At 46.8% G+C, this 22,698-nt stretch carries 27 protein-coding genes and 1 other annotated feature; of the genes, 22 read left to right on the forward strand and 5 right to left on the reverse strand.

The features are described 5' to 3' along the window. Positions 1-76: 76 nt before the first annotated feature. Positions 77-3,070, reverse strand: coding sequence for a transglycosylase domain-containing protein (locus tag DHX103_RS14265; protein WP_422122890.1), 2,994 nt, complete (start codon positions 3,068-3,070; stop codon positions 77-79). A gap of 106 nt (positions 3,071-3,176) precedes the next feature. Beyond that, positions 3,177-3,371, forward strand: a binding site (T-box leader). A gap of 84 nt (positions 3,372-3,455) precedes the next feature. Here DHX103_RS14265 and tyrS point away from each other — a divergent pair. Then, complete coding sequence (gene tyrS / locus DHX103_RS14270; RefSeq protein WP_422122891.1) at positions 3,456-4,724, forward strand: tyrosine--tRNA ligase; 1,269 nt, start codon at positions 3,456-3,458, stop codon at positions 4,722-4,724. Between the two features lie 99 nt (positions 4,725-4,823). After that, positions 4,824-5,357 carry a general stress protein gene (locus tag DHX103_RS14275; protein ID WP_422122892.1) on the forward strand — a complete coding sequence of 178 codons (534 nt, stop codon included), beginning with the start codon at positions 4,824-4,826 and terminating at the stop codon, positions 5,355-5,357. Between the two features lie 101 nt (positions 5,358-5,458). Here the strand turns inward: DHX103_RS14275 and DHX103_RS14280 are convergent, their stop codons facing one another. The 4 genes from DHX103_RS14280 to DHX103_RS14295 form a co-directional block, all read right to left on the reverse strand. Continuing rightward, on the reverse strand, positions 5,459-6,256 hold the full coding sequence (locus tag DHX103_RS14280) for a cobalamin-binding protein (RefSeq protein WP_422122893.1): 798 nt from the start codon (positions 6,254-6,256) through the stop codon (positions 5,459-5,461). A gap of 217 nt (positions 6,257-6,473) precedes the next feature. After that, a complete protein-coding gene (locus DHX103_RS14285; RefSeq protein ID WP_422122894.1) occupies positions 6,474-7,619 on the reverse strand; it encodes a tyrosine-type recombinase/integrase in 1,146 nt (381 codons plus the stop codon). Between the two features lie 62 nt (positions 7,620-7,681). Next, complete coding sequence (locus tag DHX103_RS14290) at positions 7,682-8,785, reverse strand: ImmA/IrrE family metallo-endopeptidase (protein WP_422122895.1); 1,104 nt, start codon at positions 8,783-8,785, stop codon at positions 7,682-7,684. Positions 8,786-8,787: 2 nt separating this feature from the next. Further along, positions 8,788-9,117 carry a helix-turn-helix domain-containing protein gene (locus DHX103_RS14295; RefSeq protein ID WP_422122896.1) on the reverse strand — a complete coding sequence of 110 codons (330 nt, stop codon included), beginning with the start codon at positions 9,115-9,117 and terminating at the stop codon, positions 8,788-8,790. Between the two features lie 169 nt (positions 9,118-9,286). Between DHX103_RS14295 and DHX103_RS14300 the strand changes: the two genes are divergently transcribed. From DHX103_RS14300 to DHX103_RS14395, 20 genes are all read left to right on the forward strand, one after another. Beyond that, positions 9,287-9,481: a helix-turn-helix domain-containing protein gene (locus DHX103_RS14300; RefSeq protein WP_422122897.1), complete on the forward strand. Its 195-nt coding sequence runs from the start codon at positions 9,287-9,289 to the stop codon at positions 9,479-9,481. Between the two features lie 132 nt (positions 9,482-9,613). Further along, on the forward strand, positions 9,614-9,886 hold the full coding sequence (locus DHX103_RS14305; protein ID WP_422122898.1) for a hypothetical protein: 273 nt from the start codon (positions 9,614-9,616) through the stop codon (positions 9,884-9,886). Positions 9,887-9,936: 50 nt separating this feature from the next. After that, positions 9,937-10,146 (forward strand): hypothetical protein, encoded by a 210-nt coding sequence (locus DHX103_RS14310; RefSeq protein WP_422122899.1) that lies wholly within the window; start codon positions 9,937-9,939, stop codon positions 10,144-10,146. Positions 10,147-10,151: 5 nt separating this feature from the next. Beyond that, on the forward strand, positions 10,152-10,400 hold the full coding sequence (locus DHX103_RS14315; protein ID WP_422122900.1) for a YqaI family protein: 249 nt from the start codon (positions 10,152-10,154) through the stop codon (positions 10,398-10,400). Between the two features lie 144 nt (positions 10,401-10,544). Continuing rightward, complete coding sequence (locus DHX103_RS14320; RefSeq protein ID WP_422122901.1) at positions 10,545-10,760, forward strand: hypothetical protein; 216 nt, start codon at positions 10,545-10,547, stop codon at positions 10,758-10,760. A 97-nt stretch (positions 10,761-10,857) separates the two neighbouring features. Then, positions 10,858-11,295 carry a hypothetical protein gene (locus DHX103_RS14325; RefSeq protein WP_422122902.1) on the forward strand — a complete coding sequence of 146 codons (438 nt, stop codon included), beginning with the start codon at positions 10,858-10,860 and terminating at the stop codon, positions 11,293-11,295. Then, complete coding sequence (locus DHX103_RS14330; RefSeq protein WP_422122903.1) at positions 11,295-12,467, forward strand: DUF2800 domain-containing protein; 1,173 nt, start codon at positions 11,295-11,297, stop codon at positions 12,465-12,467. Before DHX103_RS14325 ends, DHX103_RS14330 begins: the two co-directional genes overlap by 1 nt. A gap of 22 nt (positions 12,468-12,489) precedes the next feature. Continuing rightward, positions 12,490-13,032 (forward strand): DUF2815 family protein, encoded by a 543-nt coding sequence (locus DHX103_RS14335; protein WP_422122904.1) that lies wholly within the window; start codon positions 12,490-12,492, stop codon positions 13,030-13,032. A 116-nt stretch (positions 13,033-13,148) separates the two neighbouring features. Then, on the forward strand, positions 13,149-15,146 hold the full coding sequence (locus DHX103_RS14340; RefSeq protein ID WP_422124788.1) for a DNA polymerase: 1,998 nt from the start codon (positions 13,149-13,151) through the stop codon (positions 15,144-15,146). An 11-nt stretch (positions 15,147-15,157) separates the two neighbouring features. Further along, positions 15,158-15,562, forward strand: coding sequence for a hypothetical protein (locus DHX103_RS14345; protein ID WP_422122905.1), 405 nt, complete (start codon positions 15,158-15,160; stop codon positions 15,560-15,562). Beyond that, positions 15,555-15,830: a hypothetical protein gene (locus DHX103_RS14350; RefSeq protein WP_422122906.1), complete on the forward strand. Its 276-nt coding sequence runs from the start codon at positions 15,555-15,557 to the stop codon at positions 15,828-15,830. Before DHX103_RS14345 ends, DHX103_RS14350 begins: the two co-directional genes overlap by 8 nt. Next, positions 15,817-15,969, forward strand: a complete 153-nt coding sequence (locus DHX103_RS14355) for a hypothetical protein (RefSeq protein ID WP_422122907.1) — start codon at positions 15,817-15,819, stop codon at positions 15,967-15,969. The genes DHX103_RS14350 and DHX103_RS14355 overlap by 14 nt, the downstream gene beginning before the upstream one ends. A 45-nt stretch (positions 15,970-16,014) precedes the next feature. Then, positions 16,015-16,233 (forward strand): hypothetical protein, encoded by a 219-nt coding sequence (locus DHX103_RS14360; RefSeq protein ID WP_422122908.1) that lies wholly within the window; start codon positions 16,015-16,017, stop codon positions 16,231-16,233. A gap of 44 nt (positions 16,234-16,277) precedes the next feature. Then, a complete protein-coding gene (locus DHX103_RS14365) occupies positions 16,278-16,457 on the forward strand; it encodes a hypothetical protein (protein WP_422122909.1) in 180 nt (59 codons plus the stop codon). Between the two features lie 114 nt (positions 16,458-16,571). Next, on the forward strand, positions 16,572-16,802 hold the full coding sequence (locus tag DHX103_RS14370; protein WP_422122910.1) for a hypothetical protein: 231 nt from the start codon (positions 16,572-16,574) through the stop codon (positions 16,800-16,802). Further along, positions 16,795-17,121, forward strand: a complete 327-nt coding sequence (locus DHX103_RS14375; protein WP_422122911.1) for an SANT/Myb-like DNA-binding domain-containing protein — start codon at positions 16,795-16,797, stop codon at positions 17,119-17,121. Before DHX103_RS14370 ends, DHX103_RS14375 begins: the two co-directional genes overlap by 8 nt. After that, entirely contained in the window at positions 17,118-17,996 is an 879-nt protein-coding gene (locus DHX103_RS14380; protein WP_422122912.1) for a hypothetical protein, read from the forward strand. Before DHX103_RS14375 ends, DHX103_RS14380 begins: the two co-directional genes overlap by 4 nt. Before the next feature lie 270 nt (positions 17,997-18,266). Then, positions 18,267-20,711 carry a VapE domain-containing protein gene (locus DHX103_RS14385; RefSeq protein WP_422122913.1) on the forward strand — a complete coding sequence of 815 codons (2,445 nt, stop codon included), beginning with the start codon at positions 18,267-18,269 and terminating at the stop codon, positions 20,709-20,711. A gap of 313 nt (positions 20,712-21,024) precedes the next feature. Further along, positions 21,025-21,324, forward strand: coding sequence for a VRR-NUC domain-containing protein (locus tag DHX103_RS14390; protein WP_422122914.1), 300 nt, complete (start codon positions 21,025-21,027; stop codon positions 21,322-21,324). Further along, the gene (locus DHX103_RS14395) at positions 21,314-22,696 is read left to right on the forward strand and encodes a DEAD/DEAH box helicase (protein ID WP_422122915.1); all 1,383 of its coding nucleotides are present in this window, start codon (positions 21,314-21,316) and stop codon (positions 22,694-22,696) included. The genes DHX103_RS14390 and DHX103_RS14395 overlap by 11 nt, the downstream gene beginning before the upstream one ends. The last annotated feature ends 2 nt before the right edge of the window (positions 22,697-22,698 follow it).

Raw genomic sequence — 22,698 nt, forward strand, 5'->3', positions numbered from 1 at the left:
AAATTTCTCCGCGGCCCTTTTTTTTTGCGAAAAAAAGATCCGGCCCAATTGATGATGGGCCGGATCTTTTTAATCATTAAGCTGCGTCTTCGGTATCATCAGGATCTTCCGGTTCTTCAGGTTCTTCCGGCGGGTCCACCGGTTCTTCAGGTTCTTCAGGTTCTTCCGGTTCCACAGGCTCCTCAGGTTCCACAGGCTCTTCCGGTTCGGCAGGCTCCTCAGGTTCTGTAGCTGGAGGAGTTTCCGGCGGTGGAGCAGGGGTATCATTATTTTCTTCATTACTTGGTTCTGGTTCAGGTTCGGGTTCCGGTTCAGGTGCTGCGATTTCTGCTGCATTGGAATTGGAAGATTCTCTTCCGGTTATATCCACAGCTCGAACGGTGAAATTTCCAGACCCTGAAACTGTATAAGAGTTTCCGGCAGATTCAGAAATTGAGGCAACGCGGGAGTTGTTTCGGTAGACCCGGTAGCCCACAACGTCATTGGAAGCTGAATCGCTCCAAGTGAGTGAATCGCCGTCGAGTGTGGCCTGAACGGCCGCTGGTGCAACATCATCAGCATCAAAACTTGTTGATGAAACAACATTCGAGAATCGTGAATCCGATGGAAACAGCTTGCTTGCATCTCCGCCGAATGGTGCAAGGATTCGATCGATAAAGTCTTCTGAAACTCCGACTCCTCCACCCGAAACAAATTCATCAGGTGTAGAAGAAAGGGCAGCGTATCGGTTTCCGTCAATGGTCGTAAATCTGCCGGTTGTCAAACTGTCATCGGCTTTTGTTGGCACCATGACGTCAGCAATGAATAAATCGGATCTGACAAGGCCATCGCCTGAACATCCATCACTTGGCGCCAGTCCGGAAATGCCACAGAACGAACGGCTTACGATGCCTTCAGGTTCTGCGAATGTTTCCTGTGTCCCGAAAAATTCCGGGTCAACGTCATAGGAGGCGTTCATCAATGCTGCCCAAACCTGGTTAACGCGTGTCGACGGTTGAAGGGTGCTGTTGGGCATAATGTCCAGGGAACTGGTCTCCTGGTCATACCCCAGCCAAACGCTCATTGTCACATTCGGATTATACCCAACAAGCCAGACATCCCGTGTTTCTTGGGTTGTACCACTCTTGCCGGCGAAATCAGCATTAAATTTCAATAGATCGTTTGCACGGTTTGCTGTTCCGCGTGGGCCACTGAACACATCGCGGAGCATATCGTTAATGACATAAGCAGTTTGAGGGGTGTAGACGTCCTCAGTTTCAATTTCATGTTCATAAATAAGATTGCCTTCAGCATCTTCAATTCGGTCGATTATCGAAGATGCAGCAAATGTGCCGCCATTGGCAAAAGTAGCGTAGCCACTGGCGACTTCTTCAGGAGTTCCTTCAATTCCGCCACCAAGGGCAGATGTCGCATTAGCGTTTTCTGATTCTTCAACTGAAGAAAACCCATTTTTGATCAAGTAATTGATGGGCATCTGATTTTGGATTTGGGCGAACAGGCGAATTGCCGGCAAGTTCTGTGACTGTGCCAATGCGTCACGCGCAGACATAATGCCCTGTTCACTGGATGCTGTAAAGTTGCTTGGTGTCCAAGGTCTTCCGTTGCTTTGCATAACTTCAAATTTTACATCTACTACAGGGCTTCCGGCACCGATTTTTCCATACTCGAGAGCTGGAGCATAAACCAATAACGGTTTCGCGGTGGAACCGATGGAGCGCTGAGCCTGAGTGGCGTAATTGAAATTGGAGATTTCATGGTCACGTCCTCCGACAAAACTCAACATGCGTCCCGTACCATTTTCGGTTGTAACGGAAGCGACTTGCACAGGCATCGGAACTTCTTCTTCCGCGCCTTCTTCGTTGATGATTGTTTTAGTCAAAGTGGGGCCATAAGCTTCGTAAGCATCTTTGGCATCCTGCTGGGCATCAAATAACTCTCTTACAATACTGGAGTGAATCCGGTATCCTCTTGCCCGGACTGCCCGGTCAGCCAAAATTTCATATTCTTCAAAAAGCTTGTCATTTTCCATCAAGCTGGCAGGATCGATTCCGGCTTCTTCAGCCAGCACATCCATGATGATGCGTGTCGCACGTTTTTCAACTTCGGTTGTAATATGCGGATATCTCTCATAAGAACGGGTTTCATCAGTTCTGAAATCCTGCGTAATGTCGTAGGCGAGAGCCGCATCGTATTCTTCCTGCGTAATAAATTCAGTTTCCAGCATGCGGTACAGAACTGTTCGCATCCGGTCGATTCCGAATTCCAAATACTCCGGTTCTTTCAGTCCACCGCCTGATGAATAGGGGGTATAGCGGAAAGGCGCCTTTGGAATTCCGGCAATGAATGCTGCCTGCGGAAGATTCAATTCACTTGCCGGCACGTTGAAGATGCCGTTGGCCGCTGTTTCAATTCCGGCGATATTCGTTCCGGCAGAATTTCTGCCATAAGGGATAATGTTGAGGTAAGCTTCCATAATTTCGTCTTTATTCATGAATTTTTCCAGGCGCATCGCCAGCAAAATTTCTTTTGCTTTACGTTCGTATGAAACTTCATTCGTCAGAATCTGGTTTTTGATGAGCTGCTGAGTCAACGTTGAACCGCCAGTTTGGTTGTCGGCATTCGAGACATCCTGGAACAGGCCGCGGAAAATCGCTTTGGGCACAATGCCATCATGTTCATCAAAATACTCATCCTCAGTTGCGAGCACAGCGTCAATCGCATAATCTGAAACCTTATCAAGATCAGTTTCTTCACGTTCAAGGTCGGTCCGCAACTTGCCTAAATATTCATCATTTGCAAAGAATATCTCGGAAGTTTCCTCGTAGGCATAAATTTCACCGCGCATTTCGCTTTCGGTGCGCAATTCTTCTTCATCCACTAAAGAAGCAAAATAACCTGCTCCAACCGACGCGGCAAAAACTCCCCCGATCGTCAGGATGATCGCCAACAGGATGGCAAGGTTCCAGAATACGCCAGTGGTAATTTTCAACCCCTTAGACCAGCTGCTTGAATTCCATTTATGGTATGTGTCTTCAGATTTCTTTTGCCAAGATCTTAATCGTTCGCGCACATTAATCTACCCCCTAAAATCTTTTTATATTATAACATATTCTTATATTGTCGACTAAGTTATTGACAATCTGAGATAATAAAGTACACTACTATTATCTTTTAATATTAAAACAGTGAAGAACCCGAAGTAGGAACTGTGATTTTTTCAAAGAGAGCCGGTGGTTGGTGCAAACCGGTAAAAACGCAGAAGCTGAATTACAGGTTTGGAGTTTTCGGATGTGCCCCGTTCGGCACAATTGAGGTGGAGGGAACGAATAATTCCTTCAAGCTGGGTGGTACCGCGCAAATGCGTCCCTGCATGTCTGACATGCAGGGGCGCATTTTTTTATTGAAAAGCTTCTGCATGGTCCGTTTAAAGTAATTGTACTCGAGGAGGAAATGGAATGTCGAATGAATTATTGAAAGATTTGAAATGGAGAGGTTTATTATATCAGCAGACCGATGAAGAAGGACTGGCTGAGGTTTTGGAGAATGAAAAAATTTCCCTGTATTGTGGTGTCGATCCAACGGCAGACAGCATGCATATCGGCCATATCGTGCCGCTGCTTACGCTGCGCCGTTTTCAGAAGCACGGCCACAGGCCAATCCTGTTGGTCGGCGGAGCGACAGGGATGATTGGGGATCCTTCAGGACGCAACGAAGAACGCCAATTGCAGACGACGGAACAAATCGACCGCAACGTGGACGGCATTAAAGTGCAAATGCAGCGAATTTTTGATTTCCAGACGGAAAATGGAGCGAAAATGGTCAATAACCGGGATTGGATCGGTGCCATGAGCGTGATTGAATTTCTCCGGGATTACGGCAAACTGATTTCCGTCAATTATATGCTTGCCAAAGATTCCGTGGCGTCACGCCTCGAAACGGGGATTTCTTTTACGGAGTTTTCGTACACGCTGATCCAGGCAATCGATTTTAACCATTTATATGATCAATACAATTGCCGGGTACAAATCGGCGGATCGGATCAATGGGGCAATATCACGTCGGGCCTCGAAGTGATCCGCAAGACGCATGGTGAAGAAGCGAAAGCTTTCGGCATAACGATTCCACTGGTGACCAAAGCGGATGGCACGAAGTTCGGAAAATCTGCCGGAGGATCCATCTGGTTGGATGCCAAGAAAACGTCGCCTTATGAATTTTACCAATTCTGGATTAATACTTCAGATGCCGATGTCATCAAATACTTGAAAATCTTCACGTTTATCAGCCGCGAAGAAATTGAAGCTCTCGAAGAAACTGTGGAAACGGAAGCACATCTCCGGAAAGCGCAGAAAGTGCTGGCAGAAGAAATGACGAAATTGATCCACGGGGAGTCCGCGTTGGCAGATGCACAGCGCATCACAAAAGCATTGTTCAGCGGAGACTTAAAAGCTCTATCGGCAAGCGAAATGAAAGCGGCTTTCAAAGATGTTCCTTCTATTGAAATGGCGCGTGAAGCAAAATCCATCGTTGACCTGATTGTTGAAGCGGGCATTTCCTCGTCAAAACGCCAGGCAAGAGAAGATGTCACAAATGGCGCGATTTCAGTAAATGGTGAAAAAGTGATGGATCTTGAATACATCATTGATGGCAAAGATCGCCTGGAAGACACGTTTGCAATCATTCGCCGCGGGAAAAAGAAATACCATATGGTGCAGTTTCTTGCCTAAAAGGGTTTTATTGTCATAAATGTTTAAACTGTTTCTCCGAGGGTAAATTTGAACCGTGACACTTTTTATACTGACTTACAAATCTGAGGAGGCGTAATAATGTCGAGAGTAGTAGGTTCATATCGGACAGAAGAACAAGCAATTGCAGCGATTGAGGATTTAAAAAGAAGAGGCCACAGCACGGAAGATATTTCCGTTCTCGGGAAAAATGAAGAAGAAACAAAAAATATCACCGAAGAAACTGGCACGCATGCCGGTGAAGGTGCTGCAACCGGCGCACTGGCAGGCGGCGCACTTGGTGGGCTCGGCGGTGTACTTGCCGGTCTCGGTGCATTGGCAATACCAGGTATCGGGCCGATTGTAGCAGCCGGACCGATTGTGGCAGGTTTGACTGGTGCTGCAGCAGGTGCAGGTGTTGGCGGACTTGCCGGCGCGTTGATCGGAATGGGTATTCCGGAAGATGAAGCGAAGGATTATGAAAACCGCTTCAACGAAGGGGAAATCATTGTATTGGTTGAAGATGACACGCTGGATATTCCCGATCGCAATGACCGTGAGAGTTTTTCAGAAACAGACCCGTTGATCGGCAGAACACATGATACCGGTAACGTCAGAGGCAACAGAAATATTTAACGATAAATGCCATAATTTAACGTAAAAAAGCAACGCCTCCTTCAGGGGAGCGTTGCTTTTTTTGTGTGTATATTAAAGGGATCTATTGGTGAATAAACTGATTAACGCTTTAAAAATTCCGGATTCTCCATGTCGTTAAACTGCGCGGGATGGAGAATTTTCCCAAGCTTTATGGCGCCTTCGATCAATCGGGGAGAAGGGCGGCAATAAAGTTCTTCTTCCATTATATGAATATGATCCGCAGCTTTCATTGACTCGTAGCCCGGCCGTTTTCGGACGAGCGCCGGTTTTACTTTATCCGTCATGATGCCGACCCAGGCCAAGAGAATGTAATCCGGATCGCGGCGCAGGATATCCTCCCAATCGGTTTGGATATTAGCGGAATCGATGTCTTCGAACACATTGTGAGCCCCGGCGATTTCACTGATTTCGGTAAGCCAATTGACCCGTCCAGGCGTGAAAATCGGTTTTGGCCACCATTCCCAGTAAAGCGAAGGACGGCTGGCAGCTTCGGCGGAACGCGATTTTATTTCCTCGATTGCTGCAATATAAGCGGAATGGGCAGCGAGCGCGTCCACGCCGCAGGCCTCACCGACAGCCAACAGGTCCCGGCCGATGTCATCCAGGCTTTGAGGATTCAGGATCAGATGGGGAATTTTTCTTTTAATCAATTCTTCCACGTTCTTTTCCATGCCTGGCACACTGAGCGACGCCAGCACCAAATCGGGTTTCAGTCTTTCCAGTTCATCCATTCGGATGGAAAGGTCAGGACCGAGTCTCGGCAAGTGGGTGATTTGTTCGGGCCAATCGGAATAATCGTCGATGCCGACCAACATTCTTTCTGCGCCTAAAAAAGCCAGCAATTCGGTGTTGCTCGGACAGATTGAAATGATTCTCATTGCTGCACCTCCATTTTTCTCAGTTTATCATAAAGCAGCGGAGTCTTCCTGCGGTGGAGCGGGGAGGAACAGAAAAACCCCAAACCGGAAGATCCGGTTTGGGGTTTTGAAATCGAAAGATTAACGTGAGTAGTACTCAATGGTCTTGAGAACCCGTTGTGGCGCTAGGTTGGAAGGGTGCTGCAGAAAAAGTTCCCCCAGTTTCTCCCCCAAACCGCTATTGATTCATAATTTTTGCAAAGGAATGGACGGATTCTTCCTCCACATTTTTCAGTACATGACCGTATACATTATCAATCATTGCCGGAGTATTTCCAAGCCGTGCAGCAACGACGACTGTCGGGATCCGGTCCATAATCAATAAGGTGGCATGTGTATGCCGGAGACCGTGTGGGGTAATCCGCTTGATTCCTGTCTCCTTGAAAAGCCGTTCGAAACTGTACTTGATCGTATTGTCGCCGATCGGTTTTCCGGACTGGTGTGAGATGAAAATGAAATCATCTTCTTTTAGCTGCCGTCCGAAATACAGTTTAGTTTTTTTGCACCAGGTACGATACACTTTTAAGTGATGAATGATTAGGTCGTCGAGCAAAAGTGCCCGGCGGCTTCTTTTTGTCTTCGGCTTGCGGACACCGTTTTTATCTCTTGTACGTTCCACTGATAACATCTTTGTATCAAAGCTGATATCTCTCCACTGGAGGCCTTGGGCTTCGCCTCTTCGCAAACCTGTATAGGCGAGCAAATAGATGAACGTGTAATTCGTGACGTTCTCGAAGTGCTTGGCTGCATTCAAAAACTCCCGAAGCTCATGAGCAGCCAAAAAGTTGTCGTTGATTTCTTCGTCAGTCAAGGTCATTTTTCCGAAACGGTTCCGGGGAATGATTTCATCATCGACAGCTGCATTGACCGCAATCTTGAATAGGCGGTGATACAGTTTTACGGTACTCGGCTTGTAATGTTCCTGGAGCACATTCAGGTACTTACGCTTGTACGTGTTCTTATCGAGCTCTCCAAGTTTGAACTTGCCGAGTAACGGCTTCATTTGTAACTCGATCGCACGCCTTCTTTGGATCTGAGAAGAAATGGACCATTCAATTTGATGCGTTTCGTACCAGATATTCAACCATTCAGAGACGGTCAGATTCGAATTTTCTACGCGCTTCGTATCGCCATTGACCACTTGCGTCTGAATTTCTAATAGTTTTCGATAGGCATCTACTTCTGTAGTAAAGCTCTGCTTTGCTTTTTCCCTGCGATTACCGAGGGCATCATAATACCGATATCGGTAACCCCAGAGTTTCTTCATATTTTTATCTAAATACCAGAAAACATGTTCATATTTCTTAGACTTGGTTTTTGTCATTGGTTTCTTCCTTTGTGCGTGGACAGACGCTCTATGGGGGAAGAAATTATGGCACCACCTCCTTAAAATGGTAAATCTTCATCAGCCACTGCAACAAGCAAACCATTTTTGGTTGCCCCTACTGTTTCAATATACGGATCTTGTACGTCACTGTTCCAGGAACGTAAAAACCCCTCTTCATAATAAGTAGATGTTGAACCGCAATTACTACAAAATCTAGCATCACCGCTTAATGTACCCTCGCATCCATGTTGGTGGGAATGCCAATAAATTCTTGAACTGTATTCATTAATTTCGTCTTCGTAGAGACCTGTACATTGATTAATTACGTATCTGCTGCACACTTGGCAGTACGGACCATTTTGCAGCATTTCATTGTTACACGAGGGGCATGCGATCGGTCGCTTGTCCGCATTATAGTAAATTTCTGAATAACGCATACTGACTTCAACTCCTATGGTTTTTTTTATTTTGCTCAAGTCTTTATTTCCACAGATACTGCAGAACTTAGGGTTTATGGAAATATGAATGCTCCCGCAATGTACGCAGCCATGGGTATTATGCAGTTTGAAGATGAAGGGTGCGAATTGGGATTTTGTTGAGGTGTAGAGTGCTTTTTGAGTATTTCGGATATCAAGAGCATAAAAATCCAAGCGTGCCTTAGCTGCTCCAGATGATATGAAAAATAATTCTATTAGTGATTTTGGGTTTATCTGTTCTAATGAATCCACTACAGGAAGAGGTGCAAGAACATTTCTTGCAAAACAATTGGTTTCTCGTTCCAGTACCTCGTATTTTTCATTCGATAGATTTTTTCGGGTAAAGGAAGTCTCTTCAAAGTCATCAAGATGCCCTAAATATATATGGCCTAACTCATGAATTATGGTGAATCTAACTCTCGAAGGGATCTCAGTATCGTTATAGAAGATTCCAGGTACACCATCACTTAGAGCCGCGATACCATCCCTTGAACCAAAACCTTTGATTGTTTCCTCCAAAGTCTGGTTTTTTTCTATCGATACTTCCGTATAGGTTTTAAGTGAAACATCCATCAAATCCGCTAATACGAACGGATCTACTGGAAGGGAGTTGATAGAATTCTCTTTTATAAATTCGTGGGCTTTTTGGGTTGCTAAACGATAACGGGCTCGGGTAGGTATTTTCAATCTTACTTATCCTTACCGCTTGAATTTAAAAAAGTTTTGATAATATCGTTAACTCTATCCACGTCTTCGTCAGAAAGCTTATCCATATTTCTCATAGCAACCTTTACTTTATCCCGTTTTGCTTCAGAAGGATCTTCTTCTTCAAAAAAGTACGCAGTGCTTACATCGAAAACATCAGCAATACGAGCCAAAGCCTTAAAGGAAGGTTTGCGCGAATTAGACTCATATAGACTTACGGTCGTATAGGAGACACCGATTTTGTCAGCCAATTCTTGCTGTGTCATTCTTTTTTCATTTCTTTTAGTTTTAATTTTTTCACCGATAGTTTTCATTTTAAGTGCCTCTTTTCAGCGATTATGTAAGTTATATCCTTATTATATATAAAACTTTGCTTAAACGCAAACTAAATTTTCGTTTTTGAAAAGTTATCAAATTACTTGACTCGATACTTTGCTTATAGTAAAGTTTGCATTAAGCAAAGAAGAGAGGAGGCAGCACGAGATGAGTGAGTATAAAGATACCTTAGCTATTCTTCTTAAGAATAAGGGTATTTCACAGCGTGAATTGGCTAAGAAGTCAGGGTTAGACGAGTCCACCATATCCTTGTATATGAGTGGGACTAGGACCCCTAATCTCAAAAACCATGTCAAGCTGTGCGAAGCGTTGGGTGTCGATATAAATTTTTTTACACATTGACTTTACTTTTAGTAAAGTTCGGAGGTGCCAACATGACAAACCCGCTGAAAGAGGAAGAATGGTTTGCATCAGAAGAAGAAGAACGCATTTACGCAATACTTGAAAACTTAACTAAGTAAGGAAGTGATCGAAATGTCATTCGCAAAAATTGAAGTGGGCATCGATCAAGACGAAATCCGGCAACATGTAAACGCCAAGCTGGATGAGGCTATCCAGCATGTATTCTTTACCTGGGATATCGATCAGATGTCCAAGCGTACATGTATGAGCAAAAGCTTCCTGGAAAACGAATTCTTGCATGATCCTCGAATGAGGTTGTTGGAACGACGGAAACATAAAGGCAAACGCTACTGGTTCTATGAAGAAAGCTTAAAAGCAATGAAATCAATTATGGATGAGTGGTAAAAAATAACCGCGTGGACAGACGCTCGACTCATTCTGAAAGGAGTAACTAAATGTTCTCAGAAGAAAATATTGTTCAAACACTAATCGCCGGCACAATGATTTCAGGATTCATCGGATTTGTATATGGCTGCTACAGGATAACTGAACCTGCAGAAATTGAAATGAAAAAATGGCGTGCAGTTGCAAGACGTGATGCTTTGCGCTACGAAAATTTCAAAGGGTTTCTAGCATTCAGCAGCCGAGTAATTCGGAAAGGGTGAAAGTATTGGAACATCCAGATATTGAACGCGCAATGAAGACAGGCTATCCGATTGAGGATAAACGATATGAAGAAGAGTTGCCGCCACTGGAAGACCCTGACACCAATTCCCCCGTTGAAGATCATTTCGGTCATGAGATCAAAGACGGCGACGAATGGTTTGAGGATGAAGATGGCCGCGTGTTTCTGTTGGAAAACGTCAAATACTATCTGCTGCATTTCGCAGGCATCAAGAAATTCAGAATAGCTGAATGACCAGGTAGTCCACTCACTCGCTGAGGGTGAGTAAAATTTTAACTAACTTTTTGTAAATATTTTCTTCAAAGTAGTATCAAATTATCTGACAATTTAGAAAACTTATGTAAAAAGATTTATTGCACCGAGAGGAGGTGGAAAACGATGGCTATCAAAGTAAGTGGATCCGCTACATTAAAAGTTGATTTCGAAGTCGAATTGAATATGACAGAAGAAGAACTTGATGCAATGCCTTACAGAAAGTTGAATGAACTTTTAGACTCAACGATCAACTGGAGTTCGATAATGTCAAACGCTGAAGTTGATGATTTCGAAGTTTATGAGGTTTGGGATGCTGAAGAAAAAACGCCAAAAAAATAGACCCTCTGCTCGAACAGAGAGTCTGACTGTCACACGAGACGTGTAACGAAATAGTTATTAATACGTGCATTATAGCACACAAAGGAGAGAGTCGTACATGAATATTACAGTAACCGTTGAAGCTCCAGAGCTTGTAGGGGCACTAAATAACCTGGCATCCGCATTCGGCAACAATCCGCTGGCAGGTGTCACACAGTCCGATATCGTGAAGCCACTTGAAACAAAAGAGGAAAAGCCAAAAGCGAAAAAAGAAGAGAATGCAAAGCAGGTCGGCCCCGAGAAGGAACCTGAAGCCACTCCTGAAAAAGAGCCAGTGAAAGAAGAGCCGGTCAAAGAAGAGCCGAAAGAAGAGAAAAACACATCCGGCATCACGCTTGAAGTGCTGACCTCGAATACTCGTGCATTTGTGCAAGGCAATCCTGCAAATCGTAAAAAGTTGAAAGGCTTCCTGGAAGAGAAGGGTGTGCCGAAAGTATCCGAACTGGATCCGGCCGATTATCAAGCAGCCATCCACTTCATGGATTCGAACGCCTAATGACGGCCCACGCAAACCGCGCCCATGCAACGCTTTCAGCGAGTGGGGCGCATAGGTGGCTGGTCTGTACGAAATCGGCATCGATGGAAAAAGGACTGGCAGACACGACAAGCGAGTTTGCGAAAGAAGGCACGTTTGCCCATGAACTTTCCGAGCTGTATTTTGCACAGATGTATCAGGACATGCCGAAACGCACCTTCAACAGTAAGTTTAAGAAGATGAAAGAGAATCAGTTCTATACAGAAGAGCTGCAGCAGTATGTCGAGGAGTATGTCGATTTGGTCGCTGAACGGATCAACGCCGCGAAGCTAAGAAGCAAACAGCCGGTGCTGATGTTCGAAGAGCGATTGGATCTCACTGATTATGTTCCGGAATCATTCGGGACAGGGGATGTGATCATCGTCTCCGGTGGTGTCCTTGAAATCATTGACCTGAAGTTCGGCAAAGGCATCGAAGTCAGTGCAGAGGATAACGAACAGCTTCGGCTTTACGCGCTCGGTGCCTTATCCCTATTCGAACTGATTGAAGATATCCATGAAGTCAACATGACCATTATCCAGCCGCGGCTGGATAACTTCTCGACCGAAACGATGGACGCTGAGGACTTGAAAGCTTGGGGCATTGAGTACGTCAAGCCGAGAGCCGAAATGGCTTGGCACGGTGAAGGCGAGTTTGTTCCCGGTGATCATTGCCGCTTCTGCAAAATCAAGCACACCTGTCGTGCAAGGGCCGAGAAACAATTGGCTGTGCCGAATAAGTTGCAGGACCCGAACCTGCTGACACCTGACGAGATTGCAGACATCCTCTTCCAAGCGGATGAGCTGCAGAAGTGGGTGAAAGATGTTCAGGACTTTGCACTGGAGAAAGCGCAGGTCGGTACACTCTTCGAGGGATGGAAAGTCGTCGAGGGCCGCAGCACTCGCAAGTATGCGGATGAAGAAAAAGTGTTCGAAGAACTGAAACGGAAATATGACGTGACCAGCATTGCAGAAACAAAAGTACTATCCATCTCCAAGCTGGAGAAACGGATCGGTAAAAAAATGGTGGAAGACTTGATTGGCAGTTTGGTCGTCAAGCCACCAGGCAAACCCGCACTGGTTCCTGAATCGGATAAACGTCCGGCAGTCGGTACCGAAACCGCACAAGCGGAATTTGATGAAATCCCAAACTAAAAACAGAAAGTAGGAATTATTCATGAAAAGAGCAGGAACGAAAGTCATCACAGGTAAAGTACGTGCAAGCTATGTCCATATTTTTGAGCCAAACGCCATCAACGGTGGAGACGAGAAGTATTCCATCTCGCTGATCATCCCGAAATCAGAAACAAAGCTGATTGCATTAATTGAAGAAGCGATCAAAGAAGCTGGCGAAACAGGTAAAGCGAAACTCGGCGGTAAAGTACCAGCGAACTTGAAAACGCCATTACGTGACGGCGATGTTGACCGCGAAGATGATGAAGCTTACGAAGATGCGTATTTCATCAACGCGACAAGCAAAACACCTCCCGGCATCATCGACCAAAACAAAATCAAGCTGACCGATTCATCAGCAATTTACAGCGGCTGCTACGTGAGAGCTTCCATCAACTTCTATGCGTTCAACACAAATGGCAATAAAGGCATCGCGGCTGGACTGAACAATGTGCAGAAATGGGCAGACGGTGAATTCCTCGGTGGACGTGCGAAGGCAGAAGACGACTTCGACGAATTGGAATCAGCCGAAGATGATTTAATCTAATCCGAATTGAATGCGGGGGCAGAAATGCTCCCTCTTTTTTATAACCATTAGTTGTCAAAAGAATACAAAAAAATTTAATTATAAGCATATAGGATGTGAAGGAATTGCCAAAAAAGCTGAATATCGACATAGAAACCTATTGCGAGCTGGACTTGCGCGATGTGGGCGTTTACCGCTACGCAGAACACGAGAGTTTTGAAATCCTCATGCTTGCCTATTCGTTTGATGATGGCACTTCCATCAGTGGTGGGCCTGTCGAGATCATCGATTTTGCCAGCTACAAATACAACAACTGGGGCAGAGATTTACTTGTCGATCATGAAAAGAAAGTCGCGAAGTTTCTCAAGTTGCTTCAAAATCCATCGGTCATCAAGACTGCACACAACGCCAGTTTCGAACGGACGTGTATGGCTAATTGGTTTGACATGCAGATGCCGCCAAAAGAATGGCGCTGCACGATGGTGGACTCGACAAGACTTGGATTGCCCGCAGCACTTGCTCAGGTCGCAGAAGTCTTGAAGCTGGAAGACCAGAAGGACAAAGCCGGTACTGCATTGATCAGCTACTTCTCGAAACCGTGCAAGCCGACACAATCAAACGGCGGACGGACTCGAAACCTTCCAGAACATGATCCTGTAAAGTGGGCAATGTTCCTGGACTACTGCAAACAGGATGTCCGGGTGGAACAGAAGATCCGCCGCAAGATTGATTCCTTCCCGGTTCCGGAATTTGAACAGGAACTCTGGACGCTGGACCAGACAATCAATGACAGAGGCGTTCAGCTGGATCTCGAATTGATGGAAGGTGCAGTCGCCTGTGACATCCAAGCGAAGGAAAAGGCGATGGGGAAAGCTGTTGCGCTTACAGAGCTTGCCAATCCGAACAGCCCGACGCAGATGCTTGAATGGCTGAAAGAACAGGGCGCAGAACTACCAAACATGCAGAAAGCAACAATCGATCTATTCCTGGACGAATACAAGTCAGGGCCTGTGCACGAAGCCTTGAAGCTCCGGCAGGAATTGTCGAAGAGCTCCATCAAGAAATACGGCAAGATGCAATCGATGGTGTGCGATGACAGCCGAGTGCGCGGGATCCTTCAATTTTACGGGGCATCGAAAACCGGCAGATGGGCCGGCCGTGGTGTTCAGGTACAGAACCTGACGAAAAACAAAATGAGCTTACCACTTTTGAACGATGCACGCGAACTGATCAAGCAGCAGGATTTCGACGGACTGGATCTCCTGTTCTCTGAAAGCCAGCAGGATATCTTGAGCCAATTGGTTCGGACCTGCTTCGTCGCAAAGCCTGGCCACAAATTTGTGGTATCAGATTTCTCAGCGATTGAGGCACGAGTCATTGCATGGTTCGCCGGCGAACAGTGGCGCCTGAATGTATTCGGAACGCACGGCAAAATATATGAAGCTTCGGCCGCACAAATGTTCAAAGTACCGATTGAAGAAATCGGCAAAGGTTCTCCGCTTCGCCAAAAAGGCAAGGTGGCTGAACTGGCCCTTGGTTATCAGGGAGGGCCCGGCGCATTAAAAGCAATGGGTGCACTGGACATGGGCATCGAGGAAAAGGAATTGAAACCGCTGGTCAACGCTTGGCGCGCAGCCAATAAAAATATTGTGGACTTCTGGTATGCCTGCAACGATGCAGCACTCACAGCAGTCCGAGACAGTATTCCGGTTACGACACATGGCGTTACCTTCCGGAAAGACAGGGGCTGGCTCGCCATCGACCTGCCGAGTGGACGGAGCCTGATGTACGCCAAGCCACATATCGTTGAAGGGAAATTCGGCGATGCGGTGGCGCACTTCGGACTGGACGACAAGAACAAATGGTCACGGGTCGAATCCTACGGCGGCAAATGGGTCGAGAACATCGTCCAGGCAACAGCCCGGGACATACTCGCAATCTCGATGGTGCGCTTAGAGCGTGCAGGTTATCCACTTGTCATGCACGTACACGATGAAGTGGTGGCAGAAGTAGAGGATGCCGATACGGACGCGCTGGCTGTTGTCGAGACGATGATGGCACAGCCCATCAGCTGGGCAAAAGGATTGCCGCTTGAAGCCGAAGGATTTGAAACGAAATTCTATAAAAAAGATTAGGAGTGGAGAACTTGTCAAATATAGCTGAACTGATGAAAAAGGAATTAAAGTCAATCGGTACAAGGATCACGGTCCTGAAAAAGCAGCACCGAGAACTGGAGAAAGATAATAAACCGCGCTTCGCTCTCACAGAAAAAATTGAACGACTTGAAAAGCAGAAAGGCTTTTACCAAGTCTCTAAAACTGATCCTGTCCGTTTTGATAATGAAGTGGTGGTCAACGCAAAACTGATCAAAGCCTACGTGAAGAAGTTGCCGAGATCCGCAACGGTTACCTACTCGCTCAATTCTGATTCATTAACGGTCAAATGGGATACCTTCCGAGAAGGACGAGGCGCTTTTGTCTTTATGGATCTCTCTGACTGGTATGAAGGCTTTGCTCTACCGTCTGCCGAGGAGGTCCTCTTCAATGGATGAAACTGCCCAACAACAATTGAAGCGTATAAAGCAGCAGCACACCAGAGCCAATGAAGCTTATCGCTCGAAACAGCATACGCAAGTGGCAGAGAAAATCATCATCGGTCTTTTCGGCGCTGCCGACACAGATTGGCTGATTGAACAGGCGGAACTGGGGCAGAAATACCTGGCAGCCTTGAAAGGGATTGACCTCAACATTCACGACACAAAACAGGTGTCGGAGATACTCGACATCGCACTGGAGGAACAGAAGCATGGAAATCATTGACGCCATCAAGGAATGTGAAACCATGAAAGAACTGGACGATCTGCGCGAGGAAATTCACCTCGCTGCTTCGTTCAATGAAATTGACTTCAAGCAAGTGAAGAAAGTATTTCTAGCGAAAAAAGCCCAGCTTCAGAAGTAGGCTGCCGGAACGTTGAACCATAAATAACGATAGGAGGAATGAAGATTGAATCAGTTTCAGATAATGGATTTCGTGGTCAATACAAATACAGGCAAAGTACATGCAATCACAGGATTACCGAACAATAAAGAAGAAAAATCGGTATTCAATCTATCCGAATTTGTGGAGATTGATGGAATCAAAGGAATGCACCCACATCATGGCAACTTTAGGTATGCCACAAAACCCGAAGTTTTGGCATGGGTAGAGACTAAATTCGAATAGACAGTACGCACACAAATCACGGTAATGAAAAAGGAGGAAAAATCATGTTGGTTACTGATAAACAAAAAGCTTTGCAGGCTTTAAAAGTTCTTGTCGAACGTCGGGCCAAAAAATATGATTGCGGTTTGCGCACCACCTACATCCAGTGGACTTCAACAGATGAGAAAAAGGGGATATCTTATCCCGAATTGTGTGATTACATGACCGCTAATTCTCAGGACTAAGAAAGGGGCGCCTTATGCTGACAATACTAATTGCTCTGCTACTTAGCTTCTGGATCTGTTCAACTCTTATTTTTCTGAATGAATTTCGAATTTTTATGAAAGGGGAGGAAGAGCGTGACCGACAAAAGACGGCTGGAACTGTTGGAAAAGATGATGCAGGAATATCCTAAAGCGCTGTCCCTTGTTGTCCCGATGTTCACCCTGGAAGTACTCATCAAGAATTGTTGGGAAAAAGAACTGCTGCAAAAACAGATAGATGTTGAGAAGGAACGGGCTGACTTTTACCAGAAGCAGCTACGCCTCTTGGAGGTAAGCATCATCGGAAAGGACTTTAAACGTGGCTAATTTAAAACCCTATGTATATTATCGCTGCAAAGATTGTGATGGAGATTTCATGATCGGGCGTTCAAAGCGAAAGAAAATCAATTGTCCGTTCTGCGCAGATCGCGTCTATGTCGAAAAAGTCTGCGCAGTTTGGGTCGACAGGCCGTTTCGTCACCGAAAGTACTGGACACCAGAAGAGGATGAAATCATCCAGGACGGTAAACGTCTGGGATACACGGAAAGCCGCATCGCAGAGTCACTGCCTGAGCGAACACGCTCTGCTGTGAACAATCGTTGGGGAAACTTACTGGCTAAAAAGAAAAAGGAGGAAGCACAATGACAACTGAAATTAAAGAATTATCTGTCGGTCGCTATGAATTTTTCAAGGAGAAGGGGCGTTCCGATGAAAGCATCGGCAAACAATACGGTATGACGATTAGTCAGTTAACTAAATGGAAGGGTGAAAACAACTTGGTCGGCAAAGATTACGGTCTCCGAGGCAGGAAGGCTGCTACGATCAAGACCGTCAGCATCCAAGATGAAGAGGTCGCGCCGCTGAGAGAAAAGAACCTCTCCGAAGAGCGCTTGGCAGATTCGTACAATCCAAATAAGCACATCCAAGAGAAATTAGCTGAAAAGAAACCGGCTGCAGGCTGGGAACGGGTGAAGGAGTTGACGAAGGAAATGTCAGAAGAAATGAAAACGGAAATATTGGCTAATTACGATAAGGCTGTTGAAACAGATAAATCTACTTCTATAGAAGAAACTCAAATGAACGTAGGTAAATCTGAAACTTTCGATAAGGCTTTTAGCGAAGCGATTGAATCAGATATGGAAATCTCTTATAAAGAACAGCTCGAAAATCTGCAAAAGGAAAAAGCCGTAATGGAAGAAAAGCATATCCAGCGTATGGCAGAGATGGATAAAGCGCTTTACGAAGCTCAGAAACATTCTAAGTATCGGGAATTGATGCATAAGGTTAGCAATGCAGTAACAGCTGAACGCCACCGGCAGAATGGACTGTATGGACATCAGCGTCACGACTCCGGGAAGTGGTTGGCAATCCTTGCAGAGGAATTCGGAGAAGTCGCGCAGGCCATGCAGCGCGGTGAAGGTTGGGGCAAGGAATCGGATGCCGATGATCTGTTCAAAGAATTGACGCACGTGTCAGCTGTGGCGAATGCATGGGCGGAACAGGTACTGGAAGGAAAATAAAAAAACTGCTTGTCTTAAAGACCAAGCAGAATTTTGACTACAAGAGTCAGGACAGGAATCAATGCCGTAGCAATGAGACGCAAGTCTAACTCCACTGTTAAGTGAAATTTAATCAAAGGTATCATCCTTTGTAACCCTTAGGATTTGCTGAGGTGATGAGTCTCTGCTAGGGCTACTCTAATAGTCTCATTTAGATTATCATCTCTGGTTTCAAAGAGCAATAGGAATTTTCAGTTAATTTTGTTTATGAAATAGAAAGGAGTGAGCCGTTTGGCTAAGACAGAAAAGACAACCCAGCCACGGCTCGCCCATGACGGGTCCGTCAGCATCTCCACCGCAAGCAGCCGGACCTCCGTCAAGTGGGCGAATCAGGAACTGCTGTGGTCCGATTTCCTCGGGAAGCTGACGACCACCGTCCGGACAAAAGAGACGGCTGCGGAATACCGCGGATTGCCGAAGAGCCAGCAGGACAAGATCAAGGATGTCGGCGGTTTTGTCGGCGGTATGCTAAAAGGCGGCAGACGAAAAGCCGGACAAGTATTCAACCGCACCATCTTGACGCTGGATATCGACTTCGGGGAAGAGGGCATGGCGGACATCATCGATATGCTGTTCGGAAACGCATACGCGCTGTATTCGACACATAAGCACACCGAAGACAATCCGCGCATCCGTTTCGTAGCACCACTATCACGACCCGTGACCGCAGAAGAATATGTGGCTGTCGGCAAGAAAGTGGCGGAGACCATCGGCATCGATTATTTCGATGACACGAGCTATCAGCCGCACCGCTTAATGTACTGGCCGTCCACATCATCGGACGCCGAATACTTATATACGCATCAGGATGCCGAATGGCTGGATCCGGATGACGTTCTCAGCAAATACGCCGACTGGCGCGATCCGCTGGAATGGCCGACAAGTTCACGGCAGCAGCTGGACCACAAGAAACTGGCAGACAAGCAAGGCGATCCGCACGAGAAAGCCGGACTGATCGGCGCGTTCTGCCGGACGTATTCCATTGAAGATGCGATTGAAACGTTCCTGTCCGATAAATACGACAAGTTCCAGGACGGGCGTTACACATACGCCGATGGTTCAACGGCCGGCGGGCTCATCGTATATGAAGACGGGAAGTTCGCCTTCAGCCATCACGGTACGGATCCGACGAGCAATCAGCTGGTGAACAGCTTCGACTTGGTCCGGCTGCACCTGTTCGGCTTGCAGGATGAGGACGTGAAACCCGAGACACCAGTCACGAAACTACCGAGTTACGCAGCCATGCGCGACTTCGCACAAAAGGACGATGGTGTCCGTGAGGCCCTAACGCGCGAACAGATGGAGACGGCGCTGTCGGAGTTTGACGAGATCGAAGTGGACGAAACAGCTGCCAAAGACTACAAGTGGACGCGTCAAATAACACGCGATAAGCAGGGCGAAGTGGAAATCACGGTCCCGAACATCGTGCTTGTGCTCGAGAACGACCCGCTGCTGAAAGGCAAGATTGCGACGAACGCATTCAGCAACCGGCTGATGGTGACGGGTGACGTTCCCTGGCGCAAGGTGAAGAAACGGGAGAACTGGACGGACGGTGACGACTCCGGGCTCCGCAATTACATGGAGAAAGTCTATCAGCTTTACAACCGCAACAAGACGGAAGACGCCATCAAAGTCATCAGCGAGAAACACAGCTTCCATCCAATCCGCGACTATTTGAATGGATTGACGTGGGACGGCGAAGAGCGACTGGAACGATTGTTTGTCACGTTTCTCGGTGCTGAAGATACGGAACTGAACCGGGCTGTTACGAAAAAAGCATTCACTGCTGCTGTTGCCCGTGTTTACCGTCCTGGCATCAAGTTTGATTACATGGTGACGCTTTACGGGGCGCAAGGTATCGGGAAATCGATGATTCTCGACCGCATGGGCCGCGACTGGTTCTCCGATTCCCTCCCGTCTGTCAGTGGAAAAGAAGCGTTCGAAGCACTGCAGGGTGCCTGGATTGTCGAAATGGGTGAGCTGGCCGCTACGAAGAAAGCAGAAGTGGAAGCCATCAAGAGTTTCATCAGTAAACGGGAAGACCGGTTCCGCGTCGCTTATGGCCGGCACACCGAAGACTTCCCGCGCCAGTGCGTGTTCTTCGGATCTACGAATGACGTCACGTTCCTGAAAGACCGCACCGGCGGCAGACGGTTCTGGCCAATCGCAGTCGATGCGAAACGGGTTCAGCGCCATTGGTCCACCTTAACGGATGAAGAGATCGGCCAGTTATGGGCAGAGGCGAAAACGTACTTTGAACAGAAAGAACCGCTTTTTCTGCCGACAGCCATGGAAGCAGAGATGAAGGAAACTCAGAAAGCACATACGGAGGAATCGCCGTGGACCGGTTTGGTGCAGGAATACCTGGATACGTTATTGCCAGAAGACTGGGAAGAACGGGATCTGAGCGACCGCCGCATGTTTCTGAGTGGGGACTTCGGAGAATCGGAAGGGTCTGTTTTACGGGACCGGGTTTGTGCATTAGAGGTTTGGTGCGAGTGTTTGAATAATGATGCCAAACGTTTTCCAGCAATGGACCGGCGAGAAATCAATGACATTCTTCGCAACTTGGAAGGGTGGAAATCATGTGATCAGAACCAAAAAGGAACCCTGCGTTTTGGCAAATTATACGGGGTGCAGCGGGCCTATATTCGACTGGAAGATGACTTGATTTAAGCAAAAACAGGTGTGGGCGTAACGCCTTTTAGTGTGGGCGTAGTGGTCGTAAGCAAAAAATAGGGGTGTGGGCGTAGTGGGCGTGTTTTCAGTTACGACCACACCTTACGACCACGCCTGAAACATTAGAGCCTGTAAGGGTAGAGGGCTAGTGTGGGCGTAAAGACAAAAAATATTAATAAATTAAATTTAATAGTATAAGGAGTAATAATACACCATATACATCATACAAACGCCTAATACACCTATATATATAGAAAGCTAAAAATTACGACCACACCGCCACGCCTAAAATATGGAAGGAGTTTTTCAGATGCGAGAAAGCGACATAGAAAACTACCTGAAAAAGAACATCGAACGAGTCGGCGGATTGTGCCTGAAATTTGAGTCGCCTGGATATTCAGGTGTTCCTGACCGTCTCTGCTTGATGGGCAATGGAAAGCAATTTTTCGTGGAAGTCAAAGCACCGGGAAAAAAACTTCGGCCGCTGCAGCAAAAATGTAAACGTGAGTTTGAAAAGCGAAAACATTCAGTTTGGGTGGTTGATTCAAAAGAAGGTGTCGACCTGTTGATCGCTACTTGGGTAACTGGAGGTGTCATCGTTGGCAATTGAATATGTGCCGCACGCTTATCAGGATTATGCAACGAAACAGATTCTGGACAATGAAAGTTATGGCCTCTTCCTGGACATGGGTCTCGGGAAGACGGTCTCCACCTTAACGGCCATCGAACAGCTGATGAATAATCATCTGGAAGTTTCAAAAGTTCTGGTGATTGCGCCGAAACGGGTGGCCGAGGATACGTGGAGCCGCGAAGTGTTTAAATGGCAGCACACGAAACACCTGCGGATCTCGAAAGTGCTGGGTTCCGAGAAAGCCAGACGGCAGGCGCTGATCAAGGACGCCGACATCTATGTGATCAACCGGGAGAACGTGGAATGGCTGGCCGAACACTATGCCGGAAAAGATATTCCGTTTGACATGTTGGTGGTGGATGAGCTGTCCAGCTTCAAATCACCGAAGTCGAACCGGTTCAAGGCATTGCGGAAAATCCGTCCGGCCTTCAAGCGATTTGTCGGACTGACCGGAACGCCGGCACCGAACAGCTTACTGGATCTCTGGAGTCAGGTGTACCTGATTGACCAGGGCAAACGGCTGGGCCGCAGCATGACCCATTACAGGGAACGATATTTCATGCCGGCATCATGGGACCGATCAAACCCGCGAATCGTATACAAATATTCACCGAAACCGGAATCGGAGAAAAACATATACGGCTTGATCGATGATGTCTGTGTCTCGATGAAAGCGAGAGATTACCTGCAGCTGCCTGACCGAATTGACAACATCATGACCGTCACCTTGACCGGCAAAGAGCGTGAAGAATACGAACGACTGGAGAAGGACCGCATTCTCGAATACATGGATGGCGATATCGTGGCATCAACAGCTGCATCACTCAGCCAGAAACTGTTGCAGCTGTCGAACGGTGCCAGTTATAACGAAAACCAAGGCGTGCAGAAAGTCCATGACCAGAAGCTGAAAGCCTTTGAGGAGATTGTCGAAGAAGCACAAGGGCAGCCGATTCTGCTGTTCTACAGTTTCATTCATGACAAGGAACGGATCCAGAAGAAATTCAAACAGGCCATCAGCATCGACGAGGACAAATCGATTGAACGATGGAACGCCGGTGAGATTGATATTCTTCTGGCGCATCCGATGTCAGCCGGCCACGGACTCAATCTGCAGGACGGCGGGCACATCATCGTGTGGTTCGGGTTGACCTGGAGCCTTGAGTTGTACCAGCAGGCAAATGCCAGGCTACACCGGCAGGGGCAGGAAGAAACCGTCATCATCCATCACATCTTAACTGCTGACACGATTGATCAACGCGTACTGGAAGTGCTGCAAGGAAAAGAAAAAGGGCAGGACGCTTTATTGGATGCCGTAAAAGCGAGAATCGAAGCCATAGACGAGGGGGCGTAAGG

Source organism: Planococcus daihaiensis (assembly GCF_049262615.1).
GTDB lineage: Bacteria > Bacillota > Bacilli > Bacillales_A > Planococcaceae > Planococcus.